This is a genomic window from Streptomyces sp. NBC_00193, assembly GCF_026342735.1.
Lineage (GTDB): Bacteria > Actinomycetota > Actinomycetes > Streptomycetales > Streptomycetaceae > Streptomyces > Streptomyces stoeckheimensis.
Genome location: NZ_JAPEMM010000001.1, coordinates 5,096,823 through 5,122,161 on the forward strand (window position 1 = coordinate 5,096,823; position 25,339 = coordinate 5,122,161).

The 25,339-nt window shown below is 72.3% G+C and carries 18 protein-coding genes; 15 read left to right on the forward strand and 3 right to left on the reverse strand.

Annotated elements, in window-relative coordinates; all coding sequences use genetic code 11:
* Nucleotides 1–2: 2 nt before the first annotated feature.
* From OG898_RS22740 to OG898_RS22755, 4 genes are all read left to right on the forward strand, one after another.
* The gene (locus tag OG898_RS22740; RefSeq protein WP_250753412.1) at nucleotides 3–818 is read left to right on the forward strand and encodes a TlyA family RNA methyltransferase; all 816 of its coding nucleotides are present in this window, start codon (nucleotides 3–5) and stop codon (nucleotides 816–818) included.
* Nucleotides 815–1,774, forward strand: a complete 960-nt coding sequence (locus OG898_RS22745; RefSeq protein ID WP_266958933.1) for an NAD kinase — start codon at nucleotides 815–817, stop codon at nucleotides 1,772–1,774. Before OG898_RS22740 ends, OG898_RS22745 begins: the two co-directional genes overlap by 4 nt.
* A 154-nt stretch (nucleotides 1,775–1,928) precedes the next feature.
* Nucleotides 1,929–3,656, forward strand: a complete 1,728-nt coding sequence (recN, locus tag OG898_RS22750) for a DNA repair protein RecN (protein WP_250753431.1) — start codon at nucleotides 1,929–1,931, stop codon at nucleotides 3,654–3,656.
* A gap of 195 nt (nucleotides 3,657–3,851) precedes the next feature.
* Nucleotides 3,852–4,952: a glycosyltransferase family 4 protein gene (locus OG898_RS22755; RefSeq protein ID WP_250753409.1), complete on the forward strand. Its 1,101-nt coding sequence runs from the start codon at nucleotides 3,852–3,854 to the stop codon at nucleotides 4,950–4,952.
* Between the two features lie 302 nt (nucleotides 4,953–5,254).
* On the opposite strand, the gene OG898_RS22760 is transcribed toward OG898_RS22755, so the two are convergent.
* Nucleotides 5,255–6,880, reverse strand: a complete 1,626-nt coding sequence (locus OG898_RS22760; protein ID WP_250753406.1) for a PucR family transcriptional regulator — start codon at nucleotides 6,878–6,880, stop codon at nucleotides 5,255–5,257.
* A gap of 181 nt (nucleotides 6,881–7,061) precedes the next feature.
* Between OG898_RS22760 and OG898_RS22765 the strand changes: the two genes are divergently transcribed.
* Nucleotides 7,062–8,606, forward strand: a complete 1,545-nt coding sequence (locus OG898_RS22765) for an APC family permease (RefSeq protein WP_266958935.1) — start codon at nucleotides 7,062–7,064, stop codon at nucleotides 8,604–8,606.
* A gap of 15 nt (nucleotides 8,607–8,621) precedes the next feature.
* Nucleotides 8,622–10,259 (forward strand): NAD(P)/FAD-dependent oxidoreductase, encoded by a 1,638-nt coding sequence (locus tag OG898_RS22770; RefSeq protein WP_266958937.1) that lies wholly within the window; start codon nucleotides 8,622–8,624, stop codon nucleotides 10,257–10,259.
* A 6-nt stretch (nucleotides 10,260–10,265) separates the two neighbouring features.
* Here OG898_RS22770 and OG898_RS22775 read toward each other — a convergent pair whose 3' ends face one another.
* Both OG898_RS22775 and OG898_RS22780 read right to left on the reverse strand, forming a co-directional pair.
* A complete protein-coding gene (locus tag OG898_RS22775; RefSeq protein ID WP_266958939.1) occupies nucleotides 10,266–11,648 on the reverse strand; it encodes an FAD-binding oxidoreductase in 1,383 nt (460 codons plus the stop codon).
* Between the two features lie 60 nt (nucleotides 11,649–11,708).
* Nucleotides 11,709–13,514, reverse strand: a complete 1,806-nt coding sequence (locus tag OG898_RS22780; protein ID WP_266958941.1) for a glycoside hydrolase family 15 protein — start codon at nucleotides 13,512–13,514, stop codon at nucleotides 11,709–11,711.
* Between the two features lie 471 nt (nucleotides 13,515–13,985).
* On the opposite strand from OG898_RS22780, the gene OG898_RS22785 reads away from it, so the two are divergent.
* From OG898_RS22785 to OG898_RS22825, 9 genes are all read left to right on the forward strand, one after another.
* Nucleotides 13,986–15,638 carry a CTP synthase gene (locus tag OG898_RS22785; protein ID WP_250753396.1) on the forward strand — a complete coding sequence of 551 codons (1,653 nt, stop codon included), beginning with the start codon at nucleotides 13,986–13,988 and terminating at the stop codon, nucleotides 15,636–15,638.
* A gap of 79 nt (nucleotides 15,639–15,717) precedes the next feature.
* Entirely contained in the window at nucleotides 15,718–16,350 is a 633-nt protein-coding gene (locus OG898_RS22790; RefSeq protein ID WP_250753394.1) for an NUDIX hydrolase, read from the forward strand.
* Between the two features lie 156 nt (nucleotides 16,351–16,506).
* The gene (locus tag OG898_RS22795; protein WP_250753392.1) at nucleotides 16,507–18,498 is read left to right on the forward strand and encodes an AAA family ATPase; all 1,992 of its coding nucleotides are present in this window, start codon (nucleotides 16,507–16,509) and stop codon (nucleotides 18,496–18,498) included.
* 152 nt (nucleotides 18,499–18,650) lie between these two features.
* On the forward strand, nucleotides 18,651–19,766 hold the full coding sequence (ald, locus tag OG898_RS22800) for an alanine dehydrogenase (protein ID WP_266876781.1): 1,116 nt from the start codon (nucleotides 18,651–18,653) through the stop codon (nucleotides 19,764–19,766).
* Nucleotides 19,767–20,215: 449 nt separating this feature from the next.
* Nucleotides 20,216–21,253, forward strand: a complete 1,038-nt coding sequence (locus tag OG898_RS22805; protein WP_266958946.1) for a ParA family protein — start codon at nucleotides 20,216–20,218, stop codon at nucleotides 21,251–21,253.
* Nucleotides 21,238–21,729 carry a hypothetical protein gene (locus tag OG898_RS22810; RefSeq protein ID WP_250740241.1) on the forward strand — a complete coding sequence of 164 codons (492 nt, stop codon included), beginning with the start codon at nucleotides 21,238–21,240 and terminating at the stop codon, nucleotides 21,727–21,729. Before OG898_RS22805 ends, OG898_RS22810 begins: the two co-directional genes overlap by 16 nt.
* 278 nt (nucleotides 21,730–22,007) lie before the next feature.
* Nucleotides 22,008–23,045, forward strand: coding sequence for a ScpA family protein (locus OG898_RS22815; RefSeq protein ID WP_250740242.1), 1,038 nt, complete (start codon nucleotides 22,008–22,010; stop codon nucleotides 23,043–23,045).
* Nucleotides 23,042–23,674, forward strand: coding sequence for an SMC-Scp complex subunit ScpB (gene scpB / locus OG898_RS22820; RefSeq protein WP_250740243.1), 633 nt, complete (start codon nucleotides 23,042–23,044; stop codon nucleotides 23,672–23,674). The genes OG898_RS22815 and scpB overlap by 4 nt, the downstream gene beginning before the upstream one ends.
* Nucleotides 23,674–25,233: a pseudouridine synthase gene (locus OG898_RS22825; RefSeq protein WP_266958951.1), complete on the forward strand. Its 1,560-nt coding sequence runs from the start codon at nucleotides 23,674–23,676 to the stop codon at nucleotides 25,231–25,233. The genes scpB and OG898_RS22825 overlap by 1 nt, the downstream gene beginning before the upstream one ends.
* The last annotated feature ends 106 nt before the right edge of the window (nucleotides 25,234–25,339 follow it).

The following is a 25,339-nucleotide window of genomic DNA, read 5'->3' on the forward strand; positions in this document are numbered from 1 at the left end:
TCGTGGCAGGAGTGGCACGCCGCCGCCTGGACGCCGAACTGGTACGCCGCAGCATGGCCCGCTCGCGCGAGCACGCCGCGCAGCTGATCGCCGCCGGCCGGGTGACCGTGGGCGGCAATACGGCGACGAAGCCGGCCACCCAGGTCGAGACCAGCGCGGCCCTCGTCGTCCTCAAGGACGACAGCGACCCCGACTACGTCTCCCGGGGCGGCCACAAGCTGGCGGGGGCGCTCGCGGCCTTCCAGCCCCAGGGGCTGCGCGTGGAGGGCCGCCGGGCGCTGGACGCGGGTGCCTCGACCGGCGGGTTCACCGACGTGCTGCTGCGCGCCGGCGTGGAGCACGTGATGGCCGTCGACGTCGGGTACGGGCAGCTCGCCTGGTCCCTGCAGAGCGACGACAGGGTCACCGTCAAGGACCGCACGAACGTGCGCGAGCTGACGGTGGAGCTGATCGACGGGGTGCCCGTGGACCTGGTCGTCGGCGACCTGTCCTTCATCTCGATCGGGCTGGTGCTGCCCGCGCTCGTACGCTGCTGCGCGCCCGACGCGGATCTGGTGCTGATGGTCAAGCCGCAGTTCGAGGTCGGCAAGGACCGGCTCGGCAGCGGTGGTGTGGTGCGCAGTACGGAATTGCGCGCCGAGGCCGTGCGGGACGTGGCGGCGCAGGCGTGGAAGCTGGGCCTGGGCGTGCTCGGGGTGACCGCGAGCCCGCTTCCGGGCCCGTCGGGCAACGTCGAGTATTTTCTGTGGCTGCGGGCGGGGGCACCGGCACTCGACCCGGCGGATGTTGACCGTGCAGTGGCGGAGGGGCCGCAGTGAGTGATCTTTCGGGGGACCCGGCACAGTCGGGGGAGTCAGGGAAGTCGGGGGAGTCGGGGAAGCGGACCGTCTTCCTGCTCGCGCACACCGGGCGGCCCGCGGCCATCCGCAGTGCCGAGCTGGTGGTGCAGGGGCTGCTGCGCAGCGGGCTGGGCGTACGGGTGCTGCGGCACGAGGCGGTGGACCTGCCGCTGCCGCCCGAGGTGGAGCTGGTGGCTGAGTCCGAGTGCACCCCGGAGGTGCTCGACGGGTGCGAGCTGCTCATCGTGCTCGGCGGCGACGGGACGCTCCTGCGCGGCGCGGAGTTCGCGCGCGGCTCCGGGGTGCCGATGCTCGGCGTCAACCTGGGCCGGGTGGGCTTCCTCGCGGAGGCGGAGCGGGACGACCTGGACAAGGTCGTGGACCGGGTCGTGACGCGCGACTACGAGGTCGAGGAGCGGATGACCCTCGACGTGGTCGTGCGGACCAACGGGGACGTGGTGCACCGGGACTGGGCGCTGAACGAGGCGGCCGTCCAGAAGGTGTCCCCGGAGCGGATGCTGGAGGTGGTCCTGGAGATCGACGGGCGCCCGGTGTCCGGCTTCGGCTGCGACGGGATCGTCTGCGCGACGCCGACGGGCTCGACGGCGTACGCCTTCTCGGCCGGCGGGCCGGTGGTCTGGCCGGAGGTGGAGGCGCTGCTGATGGTGCCGATCAGCGCGCACGCGCTGTTCGCGAAGCCGCTGGTGACCTCGCCGGACTCGGTGCTGGCCGTGGAGGTGCAGACCGGGACTCCGCACGGGGTGCTGTGGTGCGACGGGCGGCGGACGGTGGAGCTGCCGTCCGGGGCCCGCGTGGAGGTCCGGCGGGGGACGGTGCCGGTGCGGCTCGCCCGGCTGCACCACGCGTCGTTCACGGACCGGCTCGTCGCGAAGTTCGCGCTGCCGGTGTCGGGATGGCGCGGAGCCCCGCACTAGTCCCGTAGGGGACGGGTGCGGGCGCCGTACCGGCGTCGCAGGGGGCCGCGTGCATCGCGCGTACGTAAATAGCATGATTGTTCGAGCCGGTTCGCGCGGGTGACGTCACATGGCACCCATGAAACCTCGGTATCGTCGTCCCGTGCTTGAGGAGATGCGGATACGGTCGCTCGGGGTCATCGACGACGCTGTGGTCGAGCTGTCACCCGGTTTCACCGCGGTGACCGGCGAGACCGGCGCGGGCAAGACCATGGTCGTCACCAGCCTCGGGCTGCTGCTCGGCGGGCGGGCCGACCCCGCGCTGGTGCGGATCGGGGCCAAGGCGGCGGTGGTCGAAGGGCGCATCGTCATGCGCCCGGACGCCCCCGCGGCGCTGCGCGCCGAGGAGGCCGGCGCCGAGCTCGACGACGGCGCCCTGCTGATCAGCCGGACCGTTTCCGCCGAGGGCCGCTCGCGCGCCCACGTCGGCGGCCGCTCCGTGCCCGTCGGCCTGCTCGCCGAACTCGCCGACGACCTCGTCGCCGTCCACGGCCAGACCGACCAGCAGGGCCTGCTCCGGCCCGCCCGGCAGCGCCAGGCCCTCGACCGGTACGCGGGCGACGCCGTCGCCGTCCCGCTGGAGAAGTACGCCGCCGCCCACCGCAGGCTGCGCGCCGTCGCCGGCGAGCTGGAGGAGATCACCACCCGGGCCCGGGAACGCGCCCAGGAGGCCGATCTGCTCCGCTTCGGGCTCGACGAGATCGCCGCCGTGGAACCGCTCTCGGGCGAGGACGCCGAGCTGGCGGCGGAGGCCGAGCGCCTCGGGCACGCCGAATCCCTGTCCTCGGCCGCCCAGGTCGCGCACGCCGCGCTGGCCGGCAACGTCGAGGATCCCGAGGGCGTCGACGCGGGCGCGCTCGTCGCCGGGGCGCACCGCGCACTGGAATCCGTACGCTCCCACGACCCGGCGCTCGGCGCGCTCGCCGAGCGGATCGGGGAACTGGGCATCCTGCTCGGGGACGTGGCGGGGGAACTCGCCGGATACGCCGACGACCTGGACGCCGATCCGCTGCGGCTGGCGGCCGTGGAGGAGCGGCGGGCGGCGCTGACCCAGCTGATCCGCAAGTACGGATCCACCGCGAGCGGCGCGGACTCCGTCCTGGAGTGGGCCGAACGCGGTTCCGTACGGCTGCTGGAGCTGGACGGCGACGACGAGCGGATCGACGAGCTGACCGCGGAGCGCGACGGGCTGCGGCTGGAACTCTCCGCACTGGCGCAGGCGTTGACCGACGCACGGAACGAGGCGGCGACCCGCTTCGCGTCGGCGGTCACCGAGGAGCTGGCCTCCCTGGCGATGCCGCACGCACGGGTCACCATCGACGTCCGGCAGACCGAGGACCCCGAGGGGGTCGAGGTCGGCGGCAGGCTCGTCGCGTACGGGCCCTCCGGCGTCGACGAGGTCGAACTGCTGCTGGCCCCGCACCCCGGGGCCCAGCCGAGGCCGATCGCCAAGGGCGCCTCGGGCGGTGAGCTGTCCCGGGTGATGCTCGCCGTCGAGGTCGTCTTCGCGGGCTCCGACCCGGTGCCCACGTACCTCTTCGACGAGGTCGACGCGGGCGTCGGCGGCAAGGCCGCCGTGGAGGTCGGACGGCGGCTGGCGAAGCTGGCCAAGTCGGCCCAGGTGGTCGTCGTCACGCACCTGCCGCAGGTGGCGGCCTTCGCGGACCGGCAGCTGCTGGTCGAGAAGACCAACGACGGGTCCGTGACCCGCAGCGGCGTCACCGTCCTGGAGGGCGAGGCCCGGATCCGCGAGCTGTCGCGGATGCTGGCCGGCCACGAGGACTCGGCGTCGGCGCGGGCGCACGCGGAGGAACTGCTCGCGGCGGCCCGGAGTTCGGAGTAGGAGCAGGGCGTCTCGCTGAACGTGCAGTCCGCACGGTCATCATGCTGACGCCCGGCTAGCCCGTGTGGGTGAGGATCGGGGGCTCGGGGCGGTATCTCACACGGGATCCGCACCCGTATGGTCCCGGAACGCGCGTGCGGACTGGCATTCTGAGCGACGTCCTGCCTTTTCTCCCTCACCCTGGAGCTTCGGCCCGTGAGCAGCTCCCCGGTCCCGGTCCCCGTCCTTCGCACCGTTCAAGTGCTCGGCGGCGCGAGCGGTGGTGCGCACGTGCGGTCGCTGGCCACCGGGCTCGCCGCGCGCGGCGTACGGGTCACCGTGTGCGGACCCGTCGAGACCGAGGGGGAGTACGACTTCACCGGCGCCGGGGCGCGGTTCACCCCGGACGCGGTCAGCGCGCTGCGGGCCGCGTGCTTCGAGGCCGACGTGGTGCACGCGCACGGCGTACGGGCGGGCATGCGCGCGGCGCTGGCCCTGCGCGGGCGGCGGGTCCCCCTGGTCGTGAGCTGGCACGGCGGCGGCCCCGGCAGCGGCCGCCTGAGCCTCCTCCTGGAACGGCACGTCGCGCGGGCCGCGGCGATCGTCCTCGGCGGCTCCTCGGCACAGGTGGACCTGGCCCGGCTGCGGGGGGCGCGGGACGCGCGGCTGGCGGCGGTTGCGGTGCCGGTGCCAGGGCCGGGCGCGGCGGGGACTTCCGGATCCTCCGGGTCTTCGGACGCTCCGGACCACGGGAAGGTGCGGGCGGAACTGGGCGCGGTGGAGCGGCCGTTGCTGATCGCGGTCGGGAGCCTGGTGCCGCGGCGCGGGTACTCCGTACTGCTGGACGCGGCGCGGGAATGGCGGAACCTGGACCCGATGCCGCTGCTGGTCATCGCCGGAGAGGGCCCGATGCGGGCGGAGCTCGCGCGGCGCATCCAGGCGGAGCGCCTGCCGGTACGGCTGCTCGGGCAGCGGCGGGATGCCGCGCGGCTGCTGGCGGCGGCGGATGTCGCGGTGCTGCCGAGCCGGTGGGAGGCGCGGTCGCCGCTCGCGCAGGAGGCTCTGCGGATGGGCGTGCCGTTGGTGGCGACGGCGGTGGGCGGTGTGCCGGAGCTGGTGGGGGCGGCGGGGGTGCTGGTGCCTTACGGGGACGCGGGGGCGCTGGCCGCCGGGGTGGCCGGGCTGCTGGCGGATCCCGTGCGGCGGGGGGAGCTGGCGGTGGCCGGGCGGGCCCAGGCCCTGACGTGGCCGTCGGAGGACGACACCGTCGCGCAAGTCCTGTCGGTGTACGACGAACTGACCTCGCGTCGGCGCTAGCCCCTGGCCGGGGTGGCGGAGCCCGTGCTTGCTGCCGCTGCCGCTGCCGCTGCGCGGCGCCGAGTCCCCTCCCCGCCCTTCGCCCGTTCCCCGGAGCTCAGCCCCGGACCCCTGCGCCTCAAACGCCGGTGAGGCTGGATGTGGCTCGGGTGGGCTTGCCCGTGCGGCGCCGTTCCCGGGGGCCAGCCCCCGGACCCCCGCTCCTCAAACGCCGGAGGGGCTGGGTTTTCGTCGGCGGGGCCTGGCCGCTCCAGCCGTCCGGCGCAGCGGCGCGAAGCCCGCGGAGCGGTGCGAGGGGCGCGTCAAGAAGGGGACGTGGTGTGGCGGCGGGCGCGCAGGGCCAGGCTCAGGGAGAGGACGGTTTCCGGGTCGTCCAGGTCCGCGCCCAGGAGTTCCGAGATGCGGGCCAGGCGGTTGTACAGGGTCTGGCGGTTCAGGTGGAGCTCGCGCGCGGTCTCCGCCTTGCGGCCCGCGTGGGCCAGGTACGTCTCCAGGGTGGGGAGGAGCGGCGGGCGGGAGACCGTGTCGTGCACGCGCAGGGCGCCGATCGCCCGGTCCACGAAGGCCGCCAGGTCGGGGTGTTCGCGCAGCCGCCACAGGAGCAGGTCGATGTCCAGGCGGCGGGCGTCGTACCAGGGGCGTTCGGGGAGTCCGTGCGCGGCCGTGGCCGTCTCGGCGGCGTGCCGGAGGCCCGCCGAGACCGTGGCCCAGCCGCCGCACACGCCGACCACCACCGCCGGTGCGGCCCCCGCACGGTCCAGGCCGGCCCGCTCCACGCCGGTCCGCAGCGCCACCGCGACCCGGTCGGAGACCGTCGTGCGCTCGGCGTCGGAGCGCAGGGAGACCAGGAGGGGCACGCGGCCTTCCACCGGCCGGACCCCGAGGAGCACCGGGACGCCGACGGAGGCGAGTTCCTCCAGGACGGCCCGGGCCAGGACGGCCCAGTTCCCCGACGGGGCCAGGTCCGAGGACAGCCGCATGACGATGGGCAGGAGCGGGCCGGGGCCCGGCTTGAAGCCCAGGACGCGGGCCTGGGCGGGGGCGTCCTCGGCCGAAATGCGTCCCTCCGCCAGGTCGGTGAGGAAATCGCCGCGGCCGCGCGCCGCGAGCTCGTCCTCCTGCCGGGCCTGCATCAGGACGACGGCCAGGACGCCGGCCGTCCGCTCCGCCGCCATCCGGTGCACGGGCAGCAGCGGAGCGGACACGCCCAGCAGGACCAGCCGGGCCCGCACCGAGCCGGTGCCGCGGCCGCCTCCCGGGACGTCGACCACCACGGCGTTGCCGGACGGCTCGGCCGGGCGCTGGCCCCGTAGGCCCTCCCACACCTGGAGCGGGTCCGCCGCGGCCTCGCCGGCGACCGGGCCCGCCGCGTACAGCAACTGGCCGTCGGGGGTTTCCATGAAGACCGGATTCGCGGTGAAGTCCGCCAGGATGTGGAGGACTTGGGGGATTCCGCCGCCTTCGAGCAGGGCTTCCGTACAGCGCCGGTGGACCTCCTCGGCCCGCTGGAGCAGCGCGTAGTGCCCGTTGACGATCTCGGTGTGCACCTCCTCCGTGACGGTCACGAAGGGGACCTCCCGGTGCAGCTGGACGAGGGGGAGGCCGACCGCCCGCGCCGTCTCCACCAGGGTCGCCGGGAGGCGGGTGAAGCGGGGGCCCAGTTCGACGACCAGGGCGGCGATGCCCCGGTCCGCGAGGCGGCGTACGAAGGCGCGCTGCTCGGCGGGGCGGGTGCCGAGGCCGAGGCCCGTGGTCAGCAGCAGCTCGCCGCCCTTGAGCAGGGAGGCGATGTTGGGGACCTCGCCGGCGTGCACCCAGCGCACGGTCCGGCCGAGCCGGTCGGCGCAGGCCACCACCTCCGGGAGGCCGCTGCGCAGCCCCGGCAGCTCAAGTGCCCGCTGAACCGTGATCCCGCCCTGATTGTCCATATGGCGGACGCTACCGGGGCTCTTGTTCCGTGCACATCACCGAGCGGTTACGGGGTCCCATCTACCCCCGTCCGGCCCGACAACTCGTCGCCCCGGCAAGGAGATTATCGGACTGCATGCCGATTGTGGCGTACGTCACCCGGGGAGAGAGTGAGCGCCCTCACGACAGGAACGAGGAGCCATGAGCACGGATAGCAGCACCGGCGGCGGCGCACCCCAGGTCCAGCGGCTGAAAGCCAATTCGGTGGGCCTGGTCGGTGTCGTCTTCATGGCCGTGGCCACCGCCGCTCCCATCACCGCGATGACCGGCAACCTGCCCATCGCCGTCGGCTTCGGCAACGGCATCGGCGCGCCCGCCGGCTACCTCTTCGCGACCGCCGTCCTGACCGTCTTCGCCGTGGGCTACGTCGCCATGGCCAAGCGGATCACCGCCGCCGGCGCCTTCTACGGGTACATCTCGCACGGCCTCGGCCGGATCGCCGGCATGGCCTCCGGCATGCTCGCGGTCCTTGCCTACATCGTCTTCGAGGCATCGATCGTCGGCGTCTTCTCCTACTTCACCAAGACCACCGTCCACGACCAGCTCGGCATAGATCTGCCCTGGATCGTCTACGCGGTCGCCATGCTCGCCATCACCGCCGCCCTGGCGCACTTCGACATCAACCTCACGGCCAAGGCGCTGGGCGTGATGCTCATCGCCGAGATCGCCGTCCTCTTCGCCGTCGCCACCGCCGTCCTGATCGCCGGCGGCGGACCGGACGGGATCCCGCTGGAGCCCGTCAACCCGAAGAACGCCTTCACCGGAACCTCCGCCGGACTCGGCCTCTTCTTCGCCTTCTGGTCCTGGGTCGGCTTCGAGTCCACCGCCATGTACGGCGAGGAGTCCAAGAACCCGAAGAAGGTCATCCCCAAGGCCACCCTCATCTCCGTCGTCGGCGTCGGCCTCTTCTACATCTACGTCTCCTGGATGACCATCGCCGGCAACGGCCTCGCCAAGTCCGTGGAGCTCTCCGCCTCCGCGAGCCCGCTCGACCTGTTCTTCGCCCCCACCCAGACCTTCATCGGCGCCTGGGCCGTCGACGCCTTCCAGTGGCTGCTGCTCACCGGCTCCTTCGCCTGCGGCATGGCCTTCCACCAGTGCGCCGCCCGCTACCTGTACGCCATCGGCCGCGAGGGCTTCCTGTACCCGGGCCTGGGCCGTACGCACGCCAAGCACGGCTCCCCGTACATCTCCTCCATGGTGCAGACGGGCATCGCCACCGGCCTGGTCGCGCTGTTCTGGCTGACCGGGCAGGACCCGTACATCCACCTGTACACGCTGCTCGCGATCCTCGGCACCATGGCGATCCTCATCGTCCAGACCCTGTGCTCCTTCGCGGTAATCGGCTACTTCCGCAAGAACCACCCCGAGGACCGGCACTGGTTCCGCACCTTCACCGCCCCGCTGGTCGGCGGCATCGCCATGGCCGCCGTGGTCGTCCTGCTGCTGGTCAACATGAAGACGGCGGCCGGGCTGGCCGCCGACTCGTTCTTCTTCACGCTCATCCCGTGGATCGTCGGGCTCGTCTTCTTCGGCGGGCTGGGCCTCGGCCTGTGGCTGAAGTTCAAGGCCCCGGACCGCTACGAGATCATCGGCCGCGTCGTCCTGGAGGACGCCGCCGAGCGCACCGACGAGAGCACCGACGGCACCACCGGTGCCTCCGCCCCCTCCGCCGCGAACGTCTGAGAAGGAGCCACCGCCATGGCCCGTACGCCACTGATGCACGCGCTCCGCCGGCTCGCCGCCGAGCACGCGGCCGCCCGACAGCTCGGCCTGCCCGTCGCCGAGGTGCGCGGCTCCACCCGCCGCCAGCTCCTCGGCCGTGCCGCCGCCCTCGGCCTCGGCACCGCCCTGGCCTCCGCCGCGGTCGCCCCGGCGGGCGCCCACGCGGTGGAGACCGTCGCCGACAAGAAGCCCGTCGCCCCCGCCCGCGTCGCCATCGTGGGCGCCGGCATCTCGGGGCTGACCGCCGCCCTCACCCTCAAGGACGCGGGCGTTCCCTTCACCCTCTACGAGGCCGACCCGAGCCGCGTCGGCGGCCGGATGTGGACCCAGCGCTCCCTGTGGGCCTACGGACAGACCTCCGAGATCGGCGGCGAGCTGATCGACACCAGCCACAAGAAGATCCTGGAGCTGTGCCGCCGCTTCAACCTCCAGACCGAGGACTTCCTCGGCGGCGGCCCCAACGGGGCGGAGGAGGTCCTCTGGTTCAACGGGACCTACTACCCGCGCGAGCAAGCCGACGAGGACTTCAACGCCGTCTACCAGGCCCTGCGCCGCGACCTCCAGGAGGCCGGCGAGGTCTCCTGGAACTCCTCGACCCCCGCGGGCACCGTCCTCGACAACATGACCCTGTACGAGTGGATCGAGACCCGGATCCCCGGCGGGCACGGCTCGCAGCTCGGCCGCTTCATCGACGTGGCGTACAACGTCGAGTACGGGGCCGACACCCACCAGCAGTCCGCCCTCGCGCTGGTCCTGCTGATGGGCTACCAGCCCAACCCGGGCAACTTCAACGTCTGGGGCCTGTCCAACGAGCGCTACCACATCACGGGCGGCAACGACCAGCTGCCGAACGCCATCGCCCAGGCCCTGCCCGCCGGTTCGACCGTCATGGGCCGCGAGCTGGTCGCCGTGCGCGTCTCCGCCGACGGCACCCAGACCCTGACCTTCAACGACGCGGGCGCCACCCGGACGGTCGTCGCCGACCACACCATCCTGTGCCTGCCGCTGCCGATCCTCCAGCGGATCGACATCACCGGCGCCGGCTTCGACCCGCGGATGAAGAACCTCCTGCGCGACGCCCGCATGGGCTACTGCACCAAGCTCAACATGCAGTTCACCAGCCGCCCCTGGCGCGGCACCGGCCCCTGGCCGGGGGTCTCCGCCGGCGACTGCTTCACCGACAGCGAGGTCCAGCAGACCTGGGACACCACCAAGGTCCAGCCGGGCAACGGCGGCATCCTGCTCCAGTACGGCGGCGGCACCCTGGCCGGATCGCTCACCCCGGCGACCCCCTTCGCCACCGACTCCGACCCCTACGTACGCGCCCTCGCGGGCCGGATGCTCACCGGGATCGACGCCTTCTTCCCCGGCACCAAGGCGGCCTGGACCGGCAAGGCGCAGCTGTCGGCCTGGCACCGCAACCCGTACGCGCTCGGCGCGTACTCGTACTGGCCGACCGGCTACCTGCACCAGTACGCCAAGTACGAGGGCACCGCGCAGGGCCGGATCCACATCGGCGGAGAGCACTGCAGCTACGACTTCCAGGGGTTCATGGAAGGCGGGGCGACCGAGGGGGAGCGGGCGGCGAAGGAGGTGATCACCGCCCTCACGTAACCGGTCCTACGACGGCTCGATGTTGTGGTTGAAGCGGAAGACGTTGTCCGGGTCGTACTCCCGCTTCAGCCGGCCCAGCCGCCGCATGTTCTCGGGTCCGAGGCCGGCGACCACCCGGTCCCCGCCCTCGTCCCCGGTGAAGTTGAGGTAGACCGCGCCGGTGCTCCACGGCCGGACGTCGGCGCGGACGTCCTTGACCCACTGGCGGACCCGGTCGTCGTCGGCCGGGTCCTCCCAGGCACCGAACGGGTGCACCGCCCAGGGCGCGTCGCGGAACGGCACCGGATAGTCGGCCGGGCCCTCGGCGATCGCGCCGCCCTGGGGCCACACCACGTGCTGGGTGCCGCTCGGCACCGGCATGGAGTCCGCGCGGGCGCAGAACACGTCCACGAACGCGTCGGGCACACCGGTCAGGTACTCCGCCGACCAGTAGTTCCGCAGGCCCGGCGGATCGTCGAGCATGCACTGCAGGTCCGCGTAGGGGATGTCCGTCACCATCTCCGCCTCGTGCGGGATCGCCAGCAGCGGCGCGATGAGGCGGCGCAGCTCCTCCACGGGCCCCGCGTACGTGACCAGCGCGCCCGCCAGCAGCAGGCCGACCAGGTGCGGCGGGACGAACTCCTCGGGCGGTCCGGTCATGTAGATCGCGCCGCCGCCGGCCTCGCGCGGCCCGTCCTCCATGACGTCCCGGTACGTACGGACCACCTCGGGCCCGTGCTCGGGCAGGTACAGCAGGAACGCGACGGACATGGCGGGCAGTTCGTGCAGCCGCAGCGTCAGCGAGGTCGCGACGCCGAAGTTCCCGCCGCCGCCGTGCAGCCCCCAGAACAGCTCGGGGTGGTCCTCCTCCGTCGCCGTCAGCATCTCCCCGTCGGCCGTGACCAGGTCCACGGCGAGCAGGTTGTCCACCGCCAGGCCGAACTTGCGGTCCAGCCACCCGGTGCCGCCGCCCAGCACGAAGCCGCCGACCCCGGTGGTGGAGACGCGGCCGCCGGTGGTCGCCAGCCCGTACCGCTCGCAGGCCCGGTCCAGATGGCTCATCGTGGCCCCGCCCTCGACGCGGACGGCCGAGGCCCCGGGGTGGACCGTCACCCCCTGCATCCGGCGCAGGTCCACGACCACGCCGCCGTCGTTCAGGGACATCCCGGCCACGCTGTGCCCGCCGCCGCGCACCGCGATCGGCAGGTCGAGCCGCCGTGCGAAGCGCACGGCGGTCACCACGTCCACCGGACTCTCGCACTGCGCGATGACGGCCGGCCGGCGGTCGATCATCCCGTTGTAGAGGGTGCGGGCCTCGTCGTACCCCGGATCCTCCGGGACCAGGACGGCGCCGGACAGGTCCTCGCGGAGCTCGGCAAGTGCCGTGCCCGCCTTCGAGAGGGGAGCCATGGCTACCCCCTTCCGGGAGATGCGGAAGGTGCGGAAAGGCCTACGACCCCTCCAGGTTAGTCAGCCCCCGTACGCCCCGCTCGCCGTCAGCCGCAGGGCCGTGTCGATCAGTGGGACGTGACTGAAGGCCTGCGGGAAGTTGCCCACCTGGCGCTGGAGCTTCGGATCCCATTCCTCGGCCAGCAGGCCCAGGTCGTTGCGGAGCGCGAGCAGCTTCTCGAAGAGGCGCCGGGCCTCGTCGACCCGGCCGATCATCGCCAGGTCGTCCGCCATCCAGAACGAGCACGCCAGGAAGGCCCCCTCGTCGCCCTGCAGGCCGTCCACGCCCGCCTCCTCGCCCGAGGTCGGGTAGCGCAGGATGAAGCCGTCGGGGGTCGACAGCTCGCGCTGGATCGCCTCGATCGTGCCGATCACCCGCTTGTCGTCCGGCGGCAGGAAGCCCATCTGCGGGATCAGCAGGAGGGAAGCGTCCAGCTCCTTGGACCCGTAGGACTGCGTGAAGGTGTTGCGTTCCTTGTCGTAGCCCTTCTCGCAGACGTCCTGGTGGATCTCGTCGCGCAACTCGCGCCACCGCTCCAGCGGCCCGTCCGCGTCCCCGCTCTCGATCAGCTTGATCGTGCGGTCCACGGCCACCCACGCCATCACCTTCGAGTGCACGAAGTGGCGGCGCGGGCCGCGCACCTCCCAGATGCCCTCGTCGGGCTGGTCCCAGTGGGTCTCCAGGTAGCGGATCAGTTTCAGCTGGAGCAGCGAGGCGTAGTCGTTGCGCGCCAGGCCGGTCATGTGGCCCAGGTGCAGGGCCTCGGTGACCTCCCCGTACACGTCGAGCTGGAGCTGGCCCGCGGCGCCGTTGCCGACCCGGACCGGCCGGGAGTTCTCGTACCCCGGCAGCCAGTCGAGTTCGGTCTCGCCGAGCTCCCGCTCGCCCGCGATCCCGTACATGATCTGCAGGTTCTCCGGGTCGCCGGCCACCGCCCGCAGCAGCCACTCGCGCCAGGCGCGGGCCTCCTCGCGGTAGCCGGTGCGCAGCAGCGAGGACAGGGTGATGGCGGCGTCGCGCAGCCAGGTGTAGCGGTAGTCCCAGTTGCGGACCCCGCCGATCTCCTCCGGGAGGGAGGTGGTGGGCGCGGCGACGATCCCGCCCGTGGGGGCGTACGTGAGCGCCTTGAGGGTGATCAGCGAGCGGATCACCGCCTCCCGGTAGGGGCCGTGGTACGTGCACTGCTCGACCCAGTCCCGCCAGAACTCGGTGGTGGCCTCCAGGGCCTCCTCGGCCTCCGGCGGCTGCGGCGGCTCCTTGTGGGAGGGCTGCCAGCTGATGCAGAAGGCCATCCGGTCGCCCGGCCCGACGGTGAAGTCGGAGTACGTGGTCAGGTCCTTGCCGTACGTCTGCGCCTCGGTGTCCAGCCAGACCGAGTCGGGGCCCGCCACGGCCACGGTGCGGTCGTCGACCCGGTGCACCCAGGGCACCACCCGGCCGTAGCTGAAGCGCATGCGCAGGGCCGAGCGCATGGGAACGCGCCCGCTGATGCCCTCCACGATGCGGATGATCTGCGGTGCGTGGTTCTCGCGGGGCGGCATGAAGTCGATCACGCGGACCGTGCCGCGCGGGGTGTCCCACTCGGACTCCAGGACCAGCGAATCACCGCGGTAGCGGCGCCGGGTGGCACGCGGGGCCTCGGCGCCGGCCGGGCACGCCGGGCCGATCCGCCAGAACCCGTGTTCCTCGGTGCCGAGAATGCTCGCGAAGACGGCATGGGAATCGAAGCGTGGCAGGCACAACCAGTCCACCGCCCCGTCCCGGCAGACCAATGCCGCGGTCTGCATGTCGCCGATCAGTGCGTAATCCTCGATGCGCCCGGACACGTTGCATCTCCAGTCGAACAGCCACGTCCGCCCCGAAGGGCGCTTGCATTGCGCGATGCCGCGGATTCTCCGGTGATGTGGATGGCCGCGTCCAGCCCATGATTCCGGAACCGGACGGGTTACGCCGTTCGCGGGGCCGCTCGGCGGGGATGTGATCGAGATCCGAGCAGGACAAGACGGCACCCTAGTGATCCCCGTCAGCTCGGCAACAATGAGGTTCGGCCGAACGGGTGAGGGGCGCCGACGGCGCCGTGACGGACCGCGCGCAGACCCCCGAGGACGCCCCCGCCGCGTGGCCGGAGGCGGACCGGCCCGGGCGCTGATAGGCTGGTATCCCGTGGACCGGTGGTCTGCCTGTGCGAATCAGGAGCCCCGAAACCGCAGCTTCGGCGCCCCCTGAGACCTTCCGGTTCGATGGTGGCCGGCGCCGGACGCACCTCACCTCGCGACCACGGGAGCCCCCTCTTGGCGATGCCGCCCAAATCCATGACGACCAAGCACATCTTCGTCACCGGGGGTGTCGCTTCCTCCCTCGGCAAGGGCCTGACGGCCTCCAGCCTGGGTGCGCTGCTGAAGGCGCGCGGTCTTCGGGTCACGATGCAGAAGCTCGACCCGTACCTGAACGTCGACCCCGGCACGATGAACCCGTTCCAGCACGGCGAGGTGTTCGTCACCAACGACGGCGCCGAGACCGACCTGGACATCGGTCACTACGAGCGCTTCCTCGACGTCGACCTCGACGGCTCGGCCAACGTCACCACCGGCCAGGTCTACTCGCAGGTCATCGCCAAGGAGCGGCGCGGCGAGTACCTCGGTGACACCGTGCAGGTCATCCCGCACATCACCAACGAGATCAAGCACCGCATCCGGCGCATGGCGACCGACGACGTCGACGTCGTCATCACCGAGGTCGGCGGCACCGTCGGCGACATCGAGTCGCTGCCGTTCCTGGAGACCGTCCGCCAGGTCCGCCACGAGGTCGGCCGCGACAACGTCTTCGTCGTGCACATCTCGCTGCTGCCCTACATCGGCCCCTCCGGCGAGCTGAAGACCAAGCCGACCCAGCACTCCGTCGCGGCGCTGCGCAACATCGGCATCCAGCCCGACGCGATCGTGCTGCGCGCCGACCGCGAGGTCCCGACCTCGATCAAGCGCAAGATCTCGCTGATGTGCGACGTCGACGAGGAGGCCGTGGTCGCCGCGATCGACGCCAAGTCGATCTACGACATCCCCAAGGTGCTGCACACCGAGGGCCTGGACGCGTACGTCGTGCGCAAGCTCGACCTGCCGTTCCGCGACGTCAACTGGACCGTCTGGGAGGACCTGCTCGACCGGGTCCACAACCCCGACCACGAGGTCAAGATCGCGCTCGTCGGCAAGTACATCGACCTGCCCGACGCCTACCTGTCGGTGACCGAGGCGCTGCGCGCCGGCGGCTTCGCCAACAAGGCCCGCGTGCAGATCAAGTGGGTCACCTCCGACGACTGCAAGACCCCGGCGGGCGCCGCGGCGCAGCTGTCCGACGTGGACGCGATCTGCGTGCCCGGCGGTTTCGGCGACCGTGGTGTCAACGGCAAGGTCGGTGCGATCACCTACGCCCGCGAGAACAAGATCCCGCTGCTCGGCCTGTGCCTGGGCCTGCAGTGCGTGGTCATCGAGGCCGCGCGCAACCTGGCGGGCATCGAGGACGCGAACTCCACCGAGTTCGACGCCTCCACCCCGAACCCGGTGATCTCCACGATGGAGGAGCAGCTGGCCTTCGTCGAGGGCGCGGGCGACCTGGGCGGCACCATGCGCCTGGGCATGTACCCGGCGAAGCTCGCCGAGGGTTCCATCGTGCGCGAGGTCTACGGCGACCAGGCGTACGTGGACGAGCGCCACCGCCACCGCTACGAGGTCAACAACGCCTACCGCGGCGAGCTGGAGAAGAAGGCCGGTCTGGTCTTCTCCGGCACCTCCCCGGACAACAAGCTCGTCGAGTACGTCGAGTACCCGCGCGAGGTCCACCCCTACCTGGTGGCCACCCAGGCCCACCCGGAGCTGCGCTCGCGCCCGACGCGCCCGCACCCGCTGTTCGCGGGTCTGGTCAAGGCGGCCGTGGAGCGGCAGCAGGCCGCGAAGTAGTCGTACGGCACATACCGTAGACAGCCGGGGTACGGAGATCCGTACCCCGGCTGTCGCGCGTTGTGGAGGGCTTCGGGGCATGGAGATCAAGGACACGTCGGAATCCTGGGAGACGGTGTCGACCCAGCGGCCGTTCCAGGGCGCGAAGACGGCGGTGGCTTCCGACGAGGTGCGGATGCCGGACGGGTCCGTGGCCCGCCGCGACTACCAGGTGCACCCCGGGTCGGTGTGCGTGCTCGCCCTGGACGACGCGGGACGGGTGCTGGTGCTGAGCCAGTACCGCCACCCGGTGCGGCGCCGGCTGTGGGAGCTCCCGGCGGGGCTCCTGGACGTGGTGGGGGAGAACCCGCTGCACGGGGCGCAGCGCGAGCTGTACGAGGAGGCGCACGTCAAGGCCGAGGACTGGCGGGTGCTCGCCGACTTCTACGCGTCCCCCGGCGGCTCGGACGAGGCCACCCGGATCTTCCTCGCGCGCGGCGTCTCGGAGGCGGACGGCGAACGCTACGCGGAGTCCGGCTCGGAGGAGGCGGACATGGAGGTGGCGTGGGTGCCGCTGCCCGAGCTGGTACGGGGCGTCCTGGCGGGCGAGCTGGGCAACCCCGGGCTCGTCACCGGAGCCCTGGCCCTCTCGGCGGCCCTGGCCGCCGACCCGCCCCTGACCTCCCTCCGCCCGGCGGACGCCCCGTGGCAGGCCCGCCCGTACGAGGCGTAGCCGATGTGTGACTTTCCGCCGTGCCGTGTGAGCGGCACGTCGGAAAAACTGCCCATCCGCTGATCCGATCGGGCGATTTGTCCGCCGCGCTCCACCCTGTCCGTCGCTCTGCGTGAACTACGCTCGCAATCCGAAGGCAGCGAGAGGAGCGGATCCGTGACGGATTTCGTCGGGCGGCGGCGTGAGCTCAAGGAGCTCCGCGAGGACATCGCGCGAACCGGGCTCGACACCCTCTCCGGCCGCAAGGCCAAGGCCCCGCGCGCCCGGGTGCTCCTCGTCGCGGGGCGCCCCGGCTCCGGCCGGACCGCCCTCGCCGAAGCGCTGGTGCGCGAGATCGCCGACGACTATCCCGACGGCGTGCTGAAGGTCCGGCTCACCGCCCCCACGGGCGAGGCCGTCGCCACCGAGCGTGCCGTCCGCACCCTCCTGGAGGGACTCGGGCAGCCCACCCCGCCCGGCGCCGGCGAGGACGACCTCAGCTCCGCCCTGCGCACGGCCCTGGCCGGCCGCCGCATGGTCCTGCTCGTCGACGACGCCTCCGATCCGCACCAGGTCGACGCCCTGCTGCCGGACACCCCCGAGTGCCTCGTCGTCGTCACCTCGGAGGGCCCCCTGACCGGGATTCCGGATGTCCGCCCCTGCACCCTCGGCGGCCTCGACACCCCCTCGGCCGTCCGCATGCTGATCCAGCGCATCGGCGACATCCGCGCAGCCAACGACCCGCGTGCGGCCGAAGCCCTCGCCGAGGAGTGCGGCGGCCAGCCCGCCGCACTCGCCCTCGCGGGCGGCTGGCTCGCCGCACGCCCCAAGGCCTCCGTCGCGGACGTGGGCAAGCAGCTGCACGACATGCCCGCCGGGGTCGGCGGCCCGCTCGCCAAGACCTTCAGGCTCGTCTACGAATCCCTCCCGCAGCCCGCGCAGCGGACCCTGCGGCTGCTTCCGCTTGCCCCCGCCGGCCTCGTCGACTCCCACGTCGCCTCCGCACTGGCCGGCTGCTCCGTGGCCGCCGCGCAGTCGACCCTGGAGGACTTCGCCGCGCTGGGCCTGCTCAGGCCCGCCCACGACGGGCTGTACCTGCTGCCCGGCTGCCTCGCGCCGCTGCTCCAGGCCCTGCTGGAGGCCAAGGAGCGGCCCGCCGAGGTCCAGCTCGCGCGGGCCCGGATGCTGGAGCGGACCGTACGGCTGCTGCTCTCCTGCCGGGCCATGGCCGAGCCGGACGAAGAGGGGCTGGACGGACCCGGCGGGGCGGTCGGGGTGCCGGAGAAGCTCGACGGGGTGCCGCGGGCGCTGCGCTTCGCCGACCGGCGGGCGGCGGAGACCTGGCTGGACACCCGGCTGCCCGCACTGCTGGCCGCCGCCTCGCTGGCCGTGGCCGACGGGGAGCTGGACACCCTGGCGCGCAGGTTCGTGGCGGCCCTGGCGCGGGCCCTGTCCGAGCACCGCGGCACCGCCGGGGCCGCGCCCGAGCTGTACGGGCTGCACCAGCTCGTGCTGGACGTGGCCGAGCGGCGCGATCTGCACCGGGAGCAGGCCGCCGCGCTGCTGAACCTGGCCGATCTGGACGCCGAGACCGGCCGGACCCGGGAGGCGCTGGACCGGTACCGGGCCGCGCTGGACGCGGGAAAGGCGGCGAACGACCCGTACGCGTCGGGCCGCGCGATGGAATCCGTAGGCGGCGCGCACCAGGAGCTGGGCGACTGGCACCGGGCCTCCGACTGGTTCGGCCGGGCCCTGTCCCACGCCCTCGCGCGGGGGGAGCGTGCGGACGAGGCGCGGCTGTACGGGCGGCTGGGGAACGTGCACACGTACGCGGGCCGGTACGGGGAGGCGCTGCGGAGCTGGCGGGCGGCCTCGGCCGGCTACCGGAAGCTGGCCGATGTCCCTGGCCAGGCAAAGGCGTTGAGCGAGATGGCGCGGATCCAGGAGTACGCCGGGCGGCCCGAGGAATCGCTGCACACCTGCCGGGAGGCGGTGGAGCTCGCGCGGAAGGCCGGGGACCTGCGACTTCAGGCCGCGCTCCAGGTGCGGCTGGCGGACACGCTGGACCGGCTCGGCGATCCCGCGGCTGCCAGGCTGCACAGGTCCGCGGCCGACAGATTGCTGGGAGACGACCCCGCAGCCTGCGAAATCCGTAGCGTTTCCGACTGAGATTATTGGTTTGCAAGGCTAGACAGCCGCTCATCCTTCATTAGACTGGCTTCACCAGGTCATCCTCTGGTGCATCCCGTTGCGCGTTCTTGTGGACGGGTTTGTATTGAAGTAGCCCGAAACATCCCCTGAGCCAAGGACCGTGAGCCACGATGAAGGTCGGCATCCCCCGCGAGGTCAAGAACAACGAGTTCCGGGTCGCCATCACGCCCGCCGGCGTGCATGAGCTGGTCCGTAACGGCCACCAGGTCTTCGTCGAGCAGAACGCCGGTGTGGGCTCCTCGATCACGGACGCGGAGTACGTCTCCGCCGGTGCGGAGATCCTCGGCACCGCCGACGAGGTCTGGGCCACCGCTGACCTGCTGCTGAAGGTCAAGGAGCCCATCGCCGAGGAGTACCACCGCCTCCGCAAGGACCAGACCCTCTTCACCTACCTGCACCTCGCGGCCTCCCGCGAGTGCACGGACGCCCTGCTCGAGTCCGGCACCACCGCCATCGCGTACGAGACGGTCGAGACGGCGAACCGCGCCCTTCCGCTGCTCGCCCCGATGTCCGAGGTCGCGGGCCGCCTGGCCCCGCAGGTCGGCGCCTACCACCTGATGCGCTCGGTCGGCGGCCGCGGCGTGCTCCCCGGTGGCGTCCCCGGCACCCACGCCGGCGAGTGCGTGGTCATCGGCGGCGGCGTCTCCGGCTGGAACGCCGTGCAGATCGCCGTCGGCATGGGCTTCCACGTGACCCTGCTGGACCGCGACATCAACAAGCTCCGCGAGGCCGACAAGATCTTCGGCACGAAGATCAAGACGATCGTCTCCAACGCCTTCGAGCTGGAGAAGGCCGTCATCGAGGCCGACCTCGTCATCGGCGCGGTGCTGATCCCGGGTGCGAAGGCCCCGAAGCTGGTCACCAACGAGCTCGTCGCCAAGATGAAGCCCGGAAGTGTCCTTGTCGACATTGCGATCGACCAGGGCGGCTGCTTCGAGGACTCCCGCGCGACCACCCACGCCGAGCCGACCTTCCAGGTCCACAACTCGGTCTTCTACTGCGTCGCCAACATGCCGGGCGCGGTGCCGAACACCTCCACCTACGCCCTGACCAACGCCACGCTGCCCTACATCGTGCAGCTCGCGAACCTCGGCTGGGTCGAGGCGCTGCGTCGTGACCCGGCGCTCGCGCTGGGCCTCAACACCCATGACGGCCAGGTCGTTTACCGCGAGGTCGCCGAGGCGCACGGTCTCGAGACCCTCGAGCTGAGCACGCTGCTCGGCTGAGTCGTCAACGACTGACGTCAATCTCACGTATCCGGCCGGACCTTGCTCGCGAGGTCCGGCCGGAGGCGTTCCCTGGGTCGTCCGCGAGGCCGCTCAACTCGCCTCGAACGTAACCCTTTAACCCTTTCGCGCACCCGCGAAACTTCCCGGCGACAGCTCGTACGCCCTTGACAGAGTGGTGTTCGGTTGCCGACACATCGCGGCGGGTCCGGCGGATTGTGTTGCCGCTGAGTGGTGACACGCCATAGAGTCGCCAACCGTCGGCATGGTGCCACGCTGACCTATCGATAAGTGTCCTGGTCACGTCCGAGGAGGTAAGACGACTTGTGAATGAGTCGACATTTGCTCCTGGAGGTGGTCGAGCAGGAGGGCCTGCGCGGGGCCAGGGTCCTGCCGGAATCGAAGCCGTGGGATCCGTAGCGGTCCGCACCTTCGCAAACCACCAGCACATGACGACGCCCCAAAAGAGCATGGACGGCCTAGACGTGAACTCCAGGGCCGGCGACCTGAGCGGCGACAAGCCCGTGGGTTTCGCCGACTACGAACAGGTGCCCGAGGGGCATTTCTACGACCCCGACGCGGAGTACGAGCCCGACCCCGAGTACGCGGCCACTCTCGCTCCCGACGCTGCCCGCCAGCGCCGTGAGCGGATCGGCCCGACCGGACGGCCGCTGCCGTACTTCCCGATCCCGGGTCCGCTGACCGACCACGGTCCGGCGACGATCATCGCGATGTGCAACCAGAAGGGCGGCGTGGGCAAGACCACGTCGACCATCAACCTGGGTGCGGCGCTCGCGGAGTACGGGCGCCGGGTGCTGCTCGTCGACTTCGACCCGCAGGGCGCACTGTCGGTCGGCCTCGGGGTCAACCCGATGGAACTCGACCTGACGGTCTACAACCTGCTCATGGAGCGGGGCATGTCGGCCGACGAGGTGCTGCTGAAGACGGCGGTCCCCAACATGGACCTGCTGCCGAGCAACATCGACCTGTCCGCCGCCGAAGTGCAGTTGGTCAGCGAGGTCGCACGCGAGTCGACGCTGCAGCGGGCCCTGAAGCCCCTGCTGCCCGACTACGACTACATCGTGATCGACTGTCAGCCCTCGCTCGGTCTGCTGACCGTGAACGCCCTGACGGCGGCTCACAAGGTCATCGTGCCGCTGGAGTGCGAGTTCTTCGCGCTGCGCGGTGTGGCGCTGCTGACCGAGACCATCGAGAAGGTGCAGGAGCGGCTCAACCCGGAGCTGGAGCTCGACGGCATCCTCGCCACGATGTACGACTCCCGTACGGTGCACAGCCGTGAGGTGCTGGCGCGCGTCGTCGAGGCCTTCGACGACCACGTCTACCACACGGTCATCGGCCGCACGGTGCGGTTCCCGGAGACCACGGTCGCCGGCGAGCCGATCACCACGTACGCCTCCAACTCCGTCGGCGCCGCCGCCTACCGCCAGCTGGCCAGGGAGGTGCTCGCCCGGTGTCCCGCCGAGTGAGTCTGCCCGGAGCCGACGAACTGTTCCGTACGACCGGGGGGATGGCACTGACCTCCTCCTCGCCGAACTCGGCGCGGGGCGTGGAGCACGCGGCGGCGGCCGCGGAGGGCACGGCGGGAGAGGGCCGCAGCCGGGAGGCTGAGGCCGGCACGGAGCCGGGCGTCGGCCCGCAGCGGCGTTCGCAGGAAGGTTCCGGTAACGCCGTCCCCGCCCCCACCCCCGGCCGGGGCAAGGGGCCGGGCCGGGGTGCGAACCGGCGGCCCAGCGGGCGCGAGCGGCACGACGAGAAGATCACGGTCTACGTCTCCGCGGAGGAGCTCATGGACCTGGAACACGCGCGGCTGGTGCTGCGCGGGGAGCACGGCCTCGCGGTCGACCGGGGCCGGATCGTGCGGGAGGCCGTCGCGGTGGTTCTGGCGGACCTGGAGTCCCGCGGTGACGCGAGCATCCTGGTTCGCCGGCTGCGGGGGCGCTGAGCCCCTGCGGGGGCTGGGCGGGCTTGTCCCGTCGGCTTCCGCCGGCCTCGCCGCGTGCGGTGCCGTGGCCCGGGCGGGCCCTGCGGGGCGGAGTCCCCTACCCGCCCTTCGCCCGTTCCCCGGGCTCTGCCCGGACCCCTTCCGGGGCTCCGCCCCAGACCCCGGTCCTCAAACGCCGGACGGCTGACATGACCCTGGGGGTCGTGCGTGGGAGTCTTAGGGGCTCGGGCTCCGGCCCCTGTCCGTCAGCCGTTCGTTCCGCACCACCCTGGACCGCGATGCCCCCTCCCGCCGAACCCGGCCTGCCGCCCCGCCGCTCGTTGGGCCGCGGCCCGGGTGCTCCCGTAGCGGCCCCAGGGGCTCCGGCCGGGGCCGGGGCGGCCCCGGAGGCCCCTGGGGGCCCGGAGGGGCCCGGGGAGGCCGAGGAGCCCGTAGTGGCTCCCGTAGCGGTCCCTGCGGCCGTGGCCGAGCCCGCGGCCGGGCCGACCGTCGAGGCCGAAGCCGGGCCGGACCCCGTCGGGGACGGCCGGTTCACGGTGCGGCTCGTGAACTTCGAGGGGCCCTTCGACCTGCTGCTGCAGTTGATCTCCCGGCACAAGCTCGACGTCACCGAGGTCGCGCTGTCCGAGGTCACCAACGAGTTCATGGCGCACATCCGTGCCATGGGGCCCGACTGGGACCTCGACCAGACGACCGAGTTCCTCGTCGTCGCCGCCACCCTGCTCGATCTGAAGGCGGCCCGGCTGCTGCCCGTCGCCGAGGTCGAGGACGAGGCGGACCTCGCGCTGCTGGAGGCCCGGGACCTGCTGTTCGCGCGGCTGCTGCAGTACCGGGCGTACAAGCGGATCGCCGAGATCTTCCAGGACCGGGCCGAGACCGAGGGCAGGCGCTACCCGCGCACCGTCGGGCTGGAGCCCCACCTCGCCGAGCTGCTCCCCGAGGTGGTCATCAGCATCGGCGGCGAGGGGCTGGCGCGGCTCGCGGTCAAGGCCATGCAGCCCCGGGCGAAGCCGCAGGTGTACGTGGACCACATCCACGCGCCCCTCGTGAGCGTCCGGGAGCAGGCCGGGCTGGTTGTGGCGCTGCTCAAGGCCAGGGGCGAGGCCACCTTCCAGGAGCTCACCGAGGACGCCGCGGACACCCTGACCGTCGTGGCGCGCTTCCTGGCCCTCCTGGAGCTCTACCGGGAGAAGGCGGTGGTCCTGGACCAGGAGGAGGCCCTGAAGACGCTCACGGTGCGCTGGAGCGGCGGGGACGGGGACGGCATGCCGACGGTGACGGACGAGTTCGATCGGATCGTGGAGGTCAAGGAATGAGCGACGTGACGACCCCTGTGGCCGGGCCGGCGCTGAAGCCGGCCCTGGAGGCCGTCCTCATGGTCGTGGACGAGCCGGCGACCGAGGCTCACCTGGCCAAGGTGCTGGAGCGGACCCCGCGGGAGGTCGCGGTGGCGCTGCGCGAGCTGGCGGACGAGTACGAGGCCCAGGGCCGCGGATTCGAATTGCGGCTCGTCGCCGGGGGCTGGCGGTTCTACAGCCGGGCGGACTGCGCGCCGGCGGTGGAGGCCTTCGTCCTGGACGGCCAGCAGGCCCGTCTCACCCAGGCGGCGCTGGAGACCATGGCCGTCGTCGCGTACCGCCAGCCGGTCAGCCGGTCGCGGGTCTCGGCGGTCCGCGGAGTCAACTGCGACGGGGTCATGCGCACCCTCCTCCAGCGGGGTCTGGTGGAGGAGGCGGGGACGGAACCCGAAACAGGTGCGATCCTGTACAGGACGACGAACTACTTTCTGGAGCGGATGGGCCTGCGTGGCCTGGACGAGCTCCCGGAGCTCGCGCCCTTCCTCCCCGAGGCGGACGCGATCGAAGCCGAGACGCAAGAGGGTGTTCCGTCGTTCGATCCGGACTCTCCGGATACCGATGAAGACGACAAGACGACGGAACTTTGATGCGAAGCAGCGGCAACGGCAACGGTGGCGGCAACAGGAACAGCGGCGGCGGTGGTGGCGGGCGCGGTAGCTCCCCCCGCGGCGGCTCCTCCAGCGGCGGCGGCGGTGGCTACCGCGGTGGCGGCGCCGGCGGCGGCAGCGGCTCGGGCGGTGGCTCCCGCGGTGGCAGCTCGGGCGGTGGCTACCAGGGCGGTGGCTCCCGTGGCGGCTCCTCCGGCGGCGGCTACCAGGGTGGCGGCAGCTCCGGCGGCGGCTACCAGGGTGGCGGCTCCCGTGGCGGCAGCTCGGGCGGCGGTTACCAGGGCGGTGGCTCCCGTGGCGGCAGCTCGGGCGGTGGCTACCAGGGTGGCGGCTCCCGTGGCGGCAGCTCGGGCGGTGGCTACCAGGGTGGCGGCTCCCGTGGCGGCTCCTCCGGTGGCGGTTACCAGGGTGGCGGCTCTTCCGGCGGCTACCAGGGCGGCGGCTCCGACCGCGACCGCGAGCAGGCCCCCCGCATCCGTAACCCCCGCCCCGAGGAGCGTCGCTACGACGTGGGCCCCGAGGGTGAGCGCAACGGCCGCGGCGGTGCCAAGGCGGGCGGCGGCGGTGCCCGTGGCGCGGCCGACGGCAACCGTGGCGGCGGCGCCCGCGGCGCAGCGGCCCGCGGTGGCGCCAAGGGCGGCCCGAAGGTCTCCCGCACTCCCGGGATCGGCGGCGCCGGCGGCCCGCGCATCGGCCCCGGCTCCCGCAGCGGCCAGTCCAAGCCGCGCGAGCTGGAGGCGCGGATCGAGGAGCGCGTGCGCGACCGGTACGCCGACAAGCCCGTGATCAAGACCCCGAAGACCTTCCCGGGTGCCGAGGAGGAGGGTGAGCGTCTGCAGAAGGTGCTCGCCCGGGCCGGCATGGGTTCGCGCCGTGCGTGCGAGGAGCTCATCGAGCAGGCGCGCGTCGAGGTCAACGGCGAGATCGTCCTGGAGCAGGGCAAGCGCGTGAAGCCCACGGACGAGATCAAGGTGGACGGCCTGACCGTCGCCACCCAGTCGTACCTGTTCTTCGCGCTGAACAAGCCGGCCGGCGTCGTCTCCACCATGGAGGACCCGGACGGCCGCCAGTGCCTCGGCGACTACGTCACCAACCGTGAGACGCGTCTCTTCCACGTCGGCCGGCTCGACACCGAGACCGAGGGCATCATCCTGCTCACCAACCACGGTGAACTGGCCCACCGCCTCACGCACCCGAAGTACGGCGTGAAGAAGACCTACGTCGCCGCGATCACCGGTCCGCTGCCGCGCGACATCGGCAAGCGCCTCAAGGACGGCATCGAGCTGGAGGACGGCTACGCCCGCGCCGACCACTTCCGCGTCGTCGACCAGCTCGGCAAGAACTACCTGGTCGAGGTGACCCTCCACGAGGGCCGCAAGCACATCGTCCGCCGCATGCTGTCCGAGGCCGGCTTCCCGGTCGAGAAGCTCGTGCGGACCTCCTTCGGTCCGATCGAGCTCGGCGACCAGAAGTCCGGCTGGCTGCGCCGCCTGACCAACACCGAGGTCGGCATGCTCATGCGCGAGGTCGGTCTGTAGGACCCCGTCAGTACCCCGGCCTGCTGAAGGCCTCCAGAACCCGCGGTGCCCTTGGGCGCCGCGGGTTTTCTGGTTGTGCCGGGCCCCGGACCCTGTTTATAGTCAA

Coding starts and splice junctions, on each gene's coding strand:
- OG898_RS22825 (WP_266958951.1), top strand. CDS start 23,674: ATGCGAAGCAGCGGCAACGGCAACGGTGGCGGCAACAGGAACAGCGGC.
- OG898_RS22760 (WP_250753406.1), bottom strand. CDS start 6,880: ATGGACAATCAGGGCGGGATCACGGTTCAGCGGGCACTTGAGCTGCCG.
- ald (WP_266876781.1), top strand. CDS start 18,651: ATGAAGGTCGGCATCCCCCGCGAGGTCAAGAACAACGAGTTCCGGGTC.
- OG898_RS22775 (WP_266958939.1), bottom strand. CDS start 11,648: ATGGCTCCCCTCTCGAAGGCGGGCACGGCACTTGCCGAGCTCCGCGAG.
- OG898_RS22790 (WP_250753394.1), top strand. CDS start 15,718: ATGGAGATCAAGGACACGTCGGAATCCTGGGAGACGGTGTCGACCCAG.
- OG898_RS22770 (WP_266958937.1), top strand. CDS start 8,622: ATGGCCCGTACGCCACTGATGCACGCGCTCCGCCGGCTCGCCGCCGAG.
- scpB (WP_250740243.1), top strand. CDS start 23,042: ATGAGCGACGTGACGACCCCTGTGGCCGGGCCGGCGCTGAAGCCGGCC.
- OG898_RS22815 (WP_250740242.1), top strand. CDS start 22,008: ATGCCCCCTCCCGCCGAACCCGGCCTGCCGCCCCGCCGCTCGTTGGGC.
- recN (WP_250753431.1), top strand. CDS start 1,929: ATGCGGATACGGTCGCTCGGGGTCATCGACGACGCTGTGGTCGAGCTG.
- OG898_RS22765 (WP_266958935.1), top strand. CDS start 7,062: ATGAGCACGGATAGCAGCACCGGCGGCGGCGCACCCCAGGTCCAGCGG.
- OG898_RS22805 (WP_266958946.1), top strand. CDS start 20,216: ATGACGACGCCCCAAAAGAGCATGGACGGCCTAGACGTGAACTCCAGG.
- OG898_RS22785 (WP_250753396.1), top strand. CDS start 13,986: ATGCCGCCCAAATCCATGACGACCAAGCACATCTTCGTCACCGGGGGT.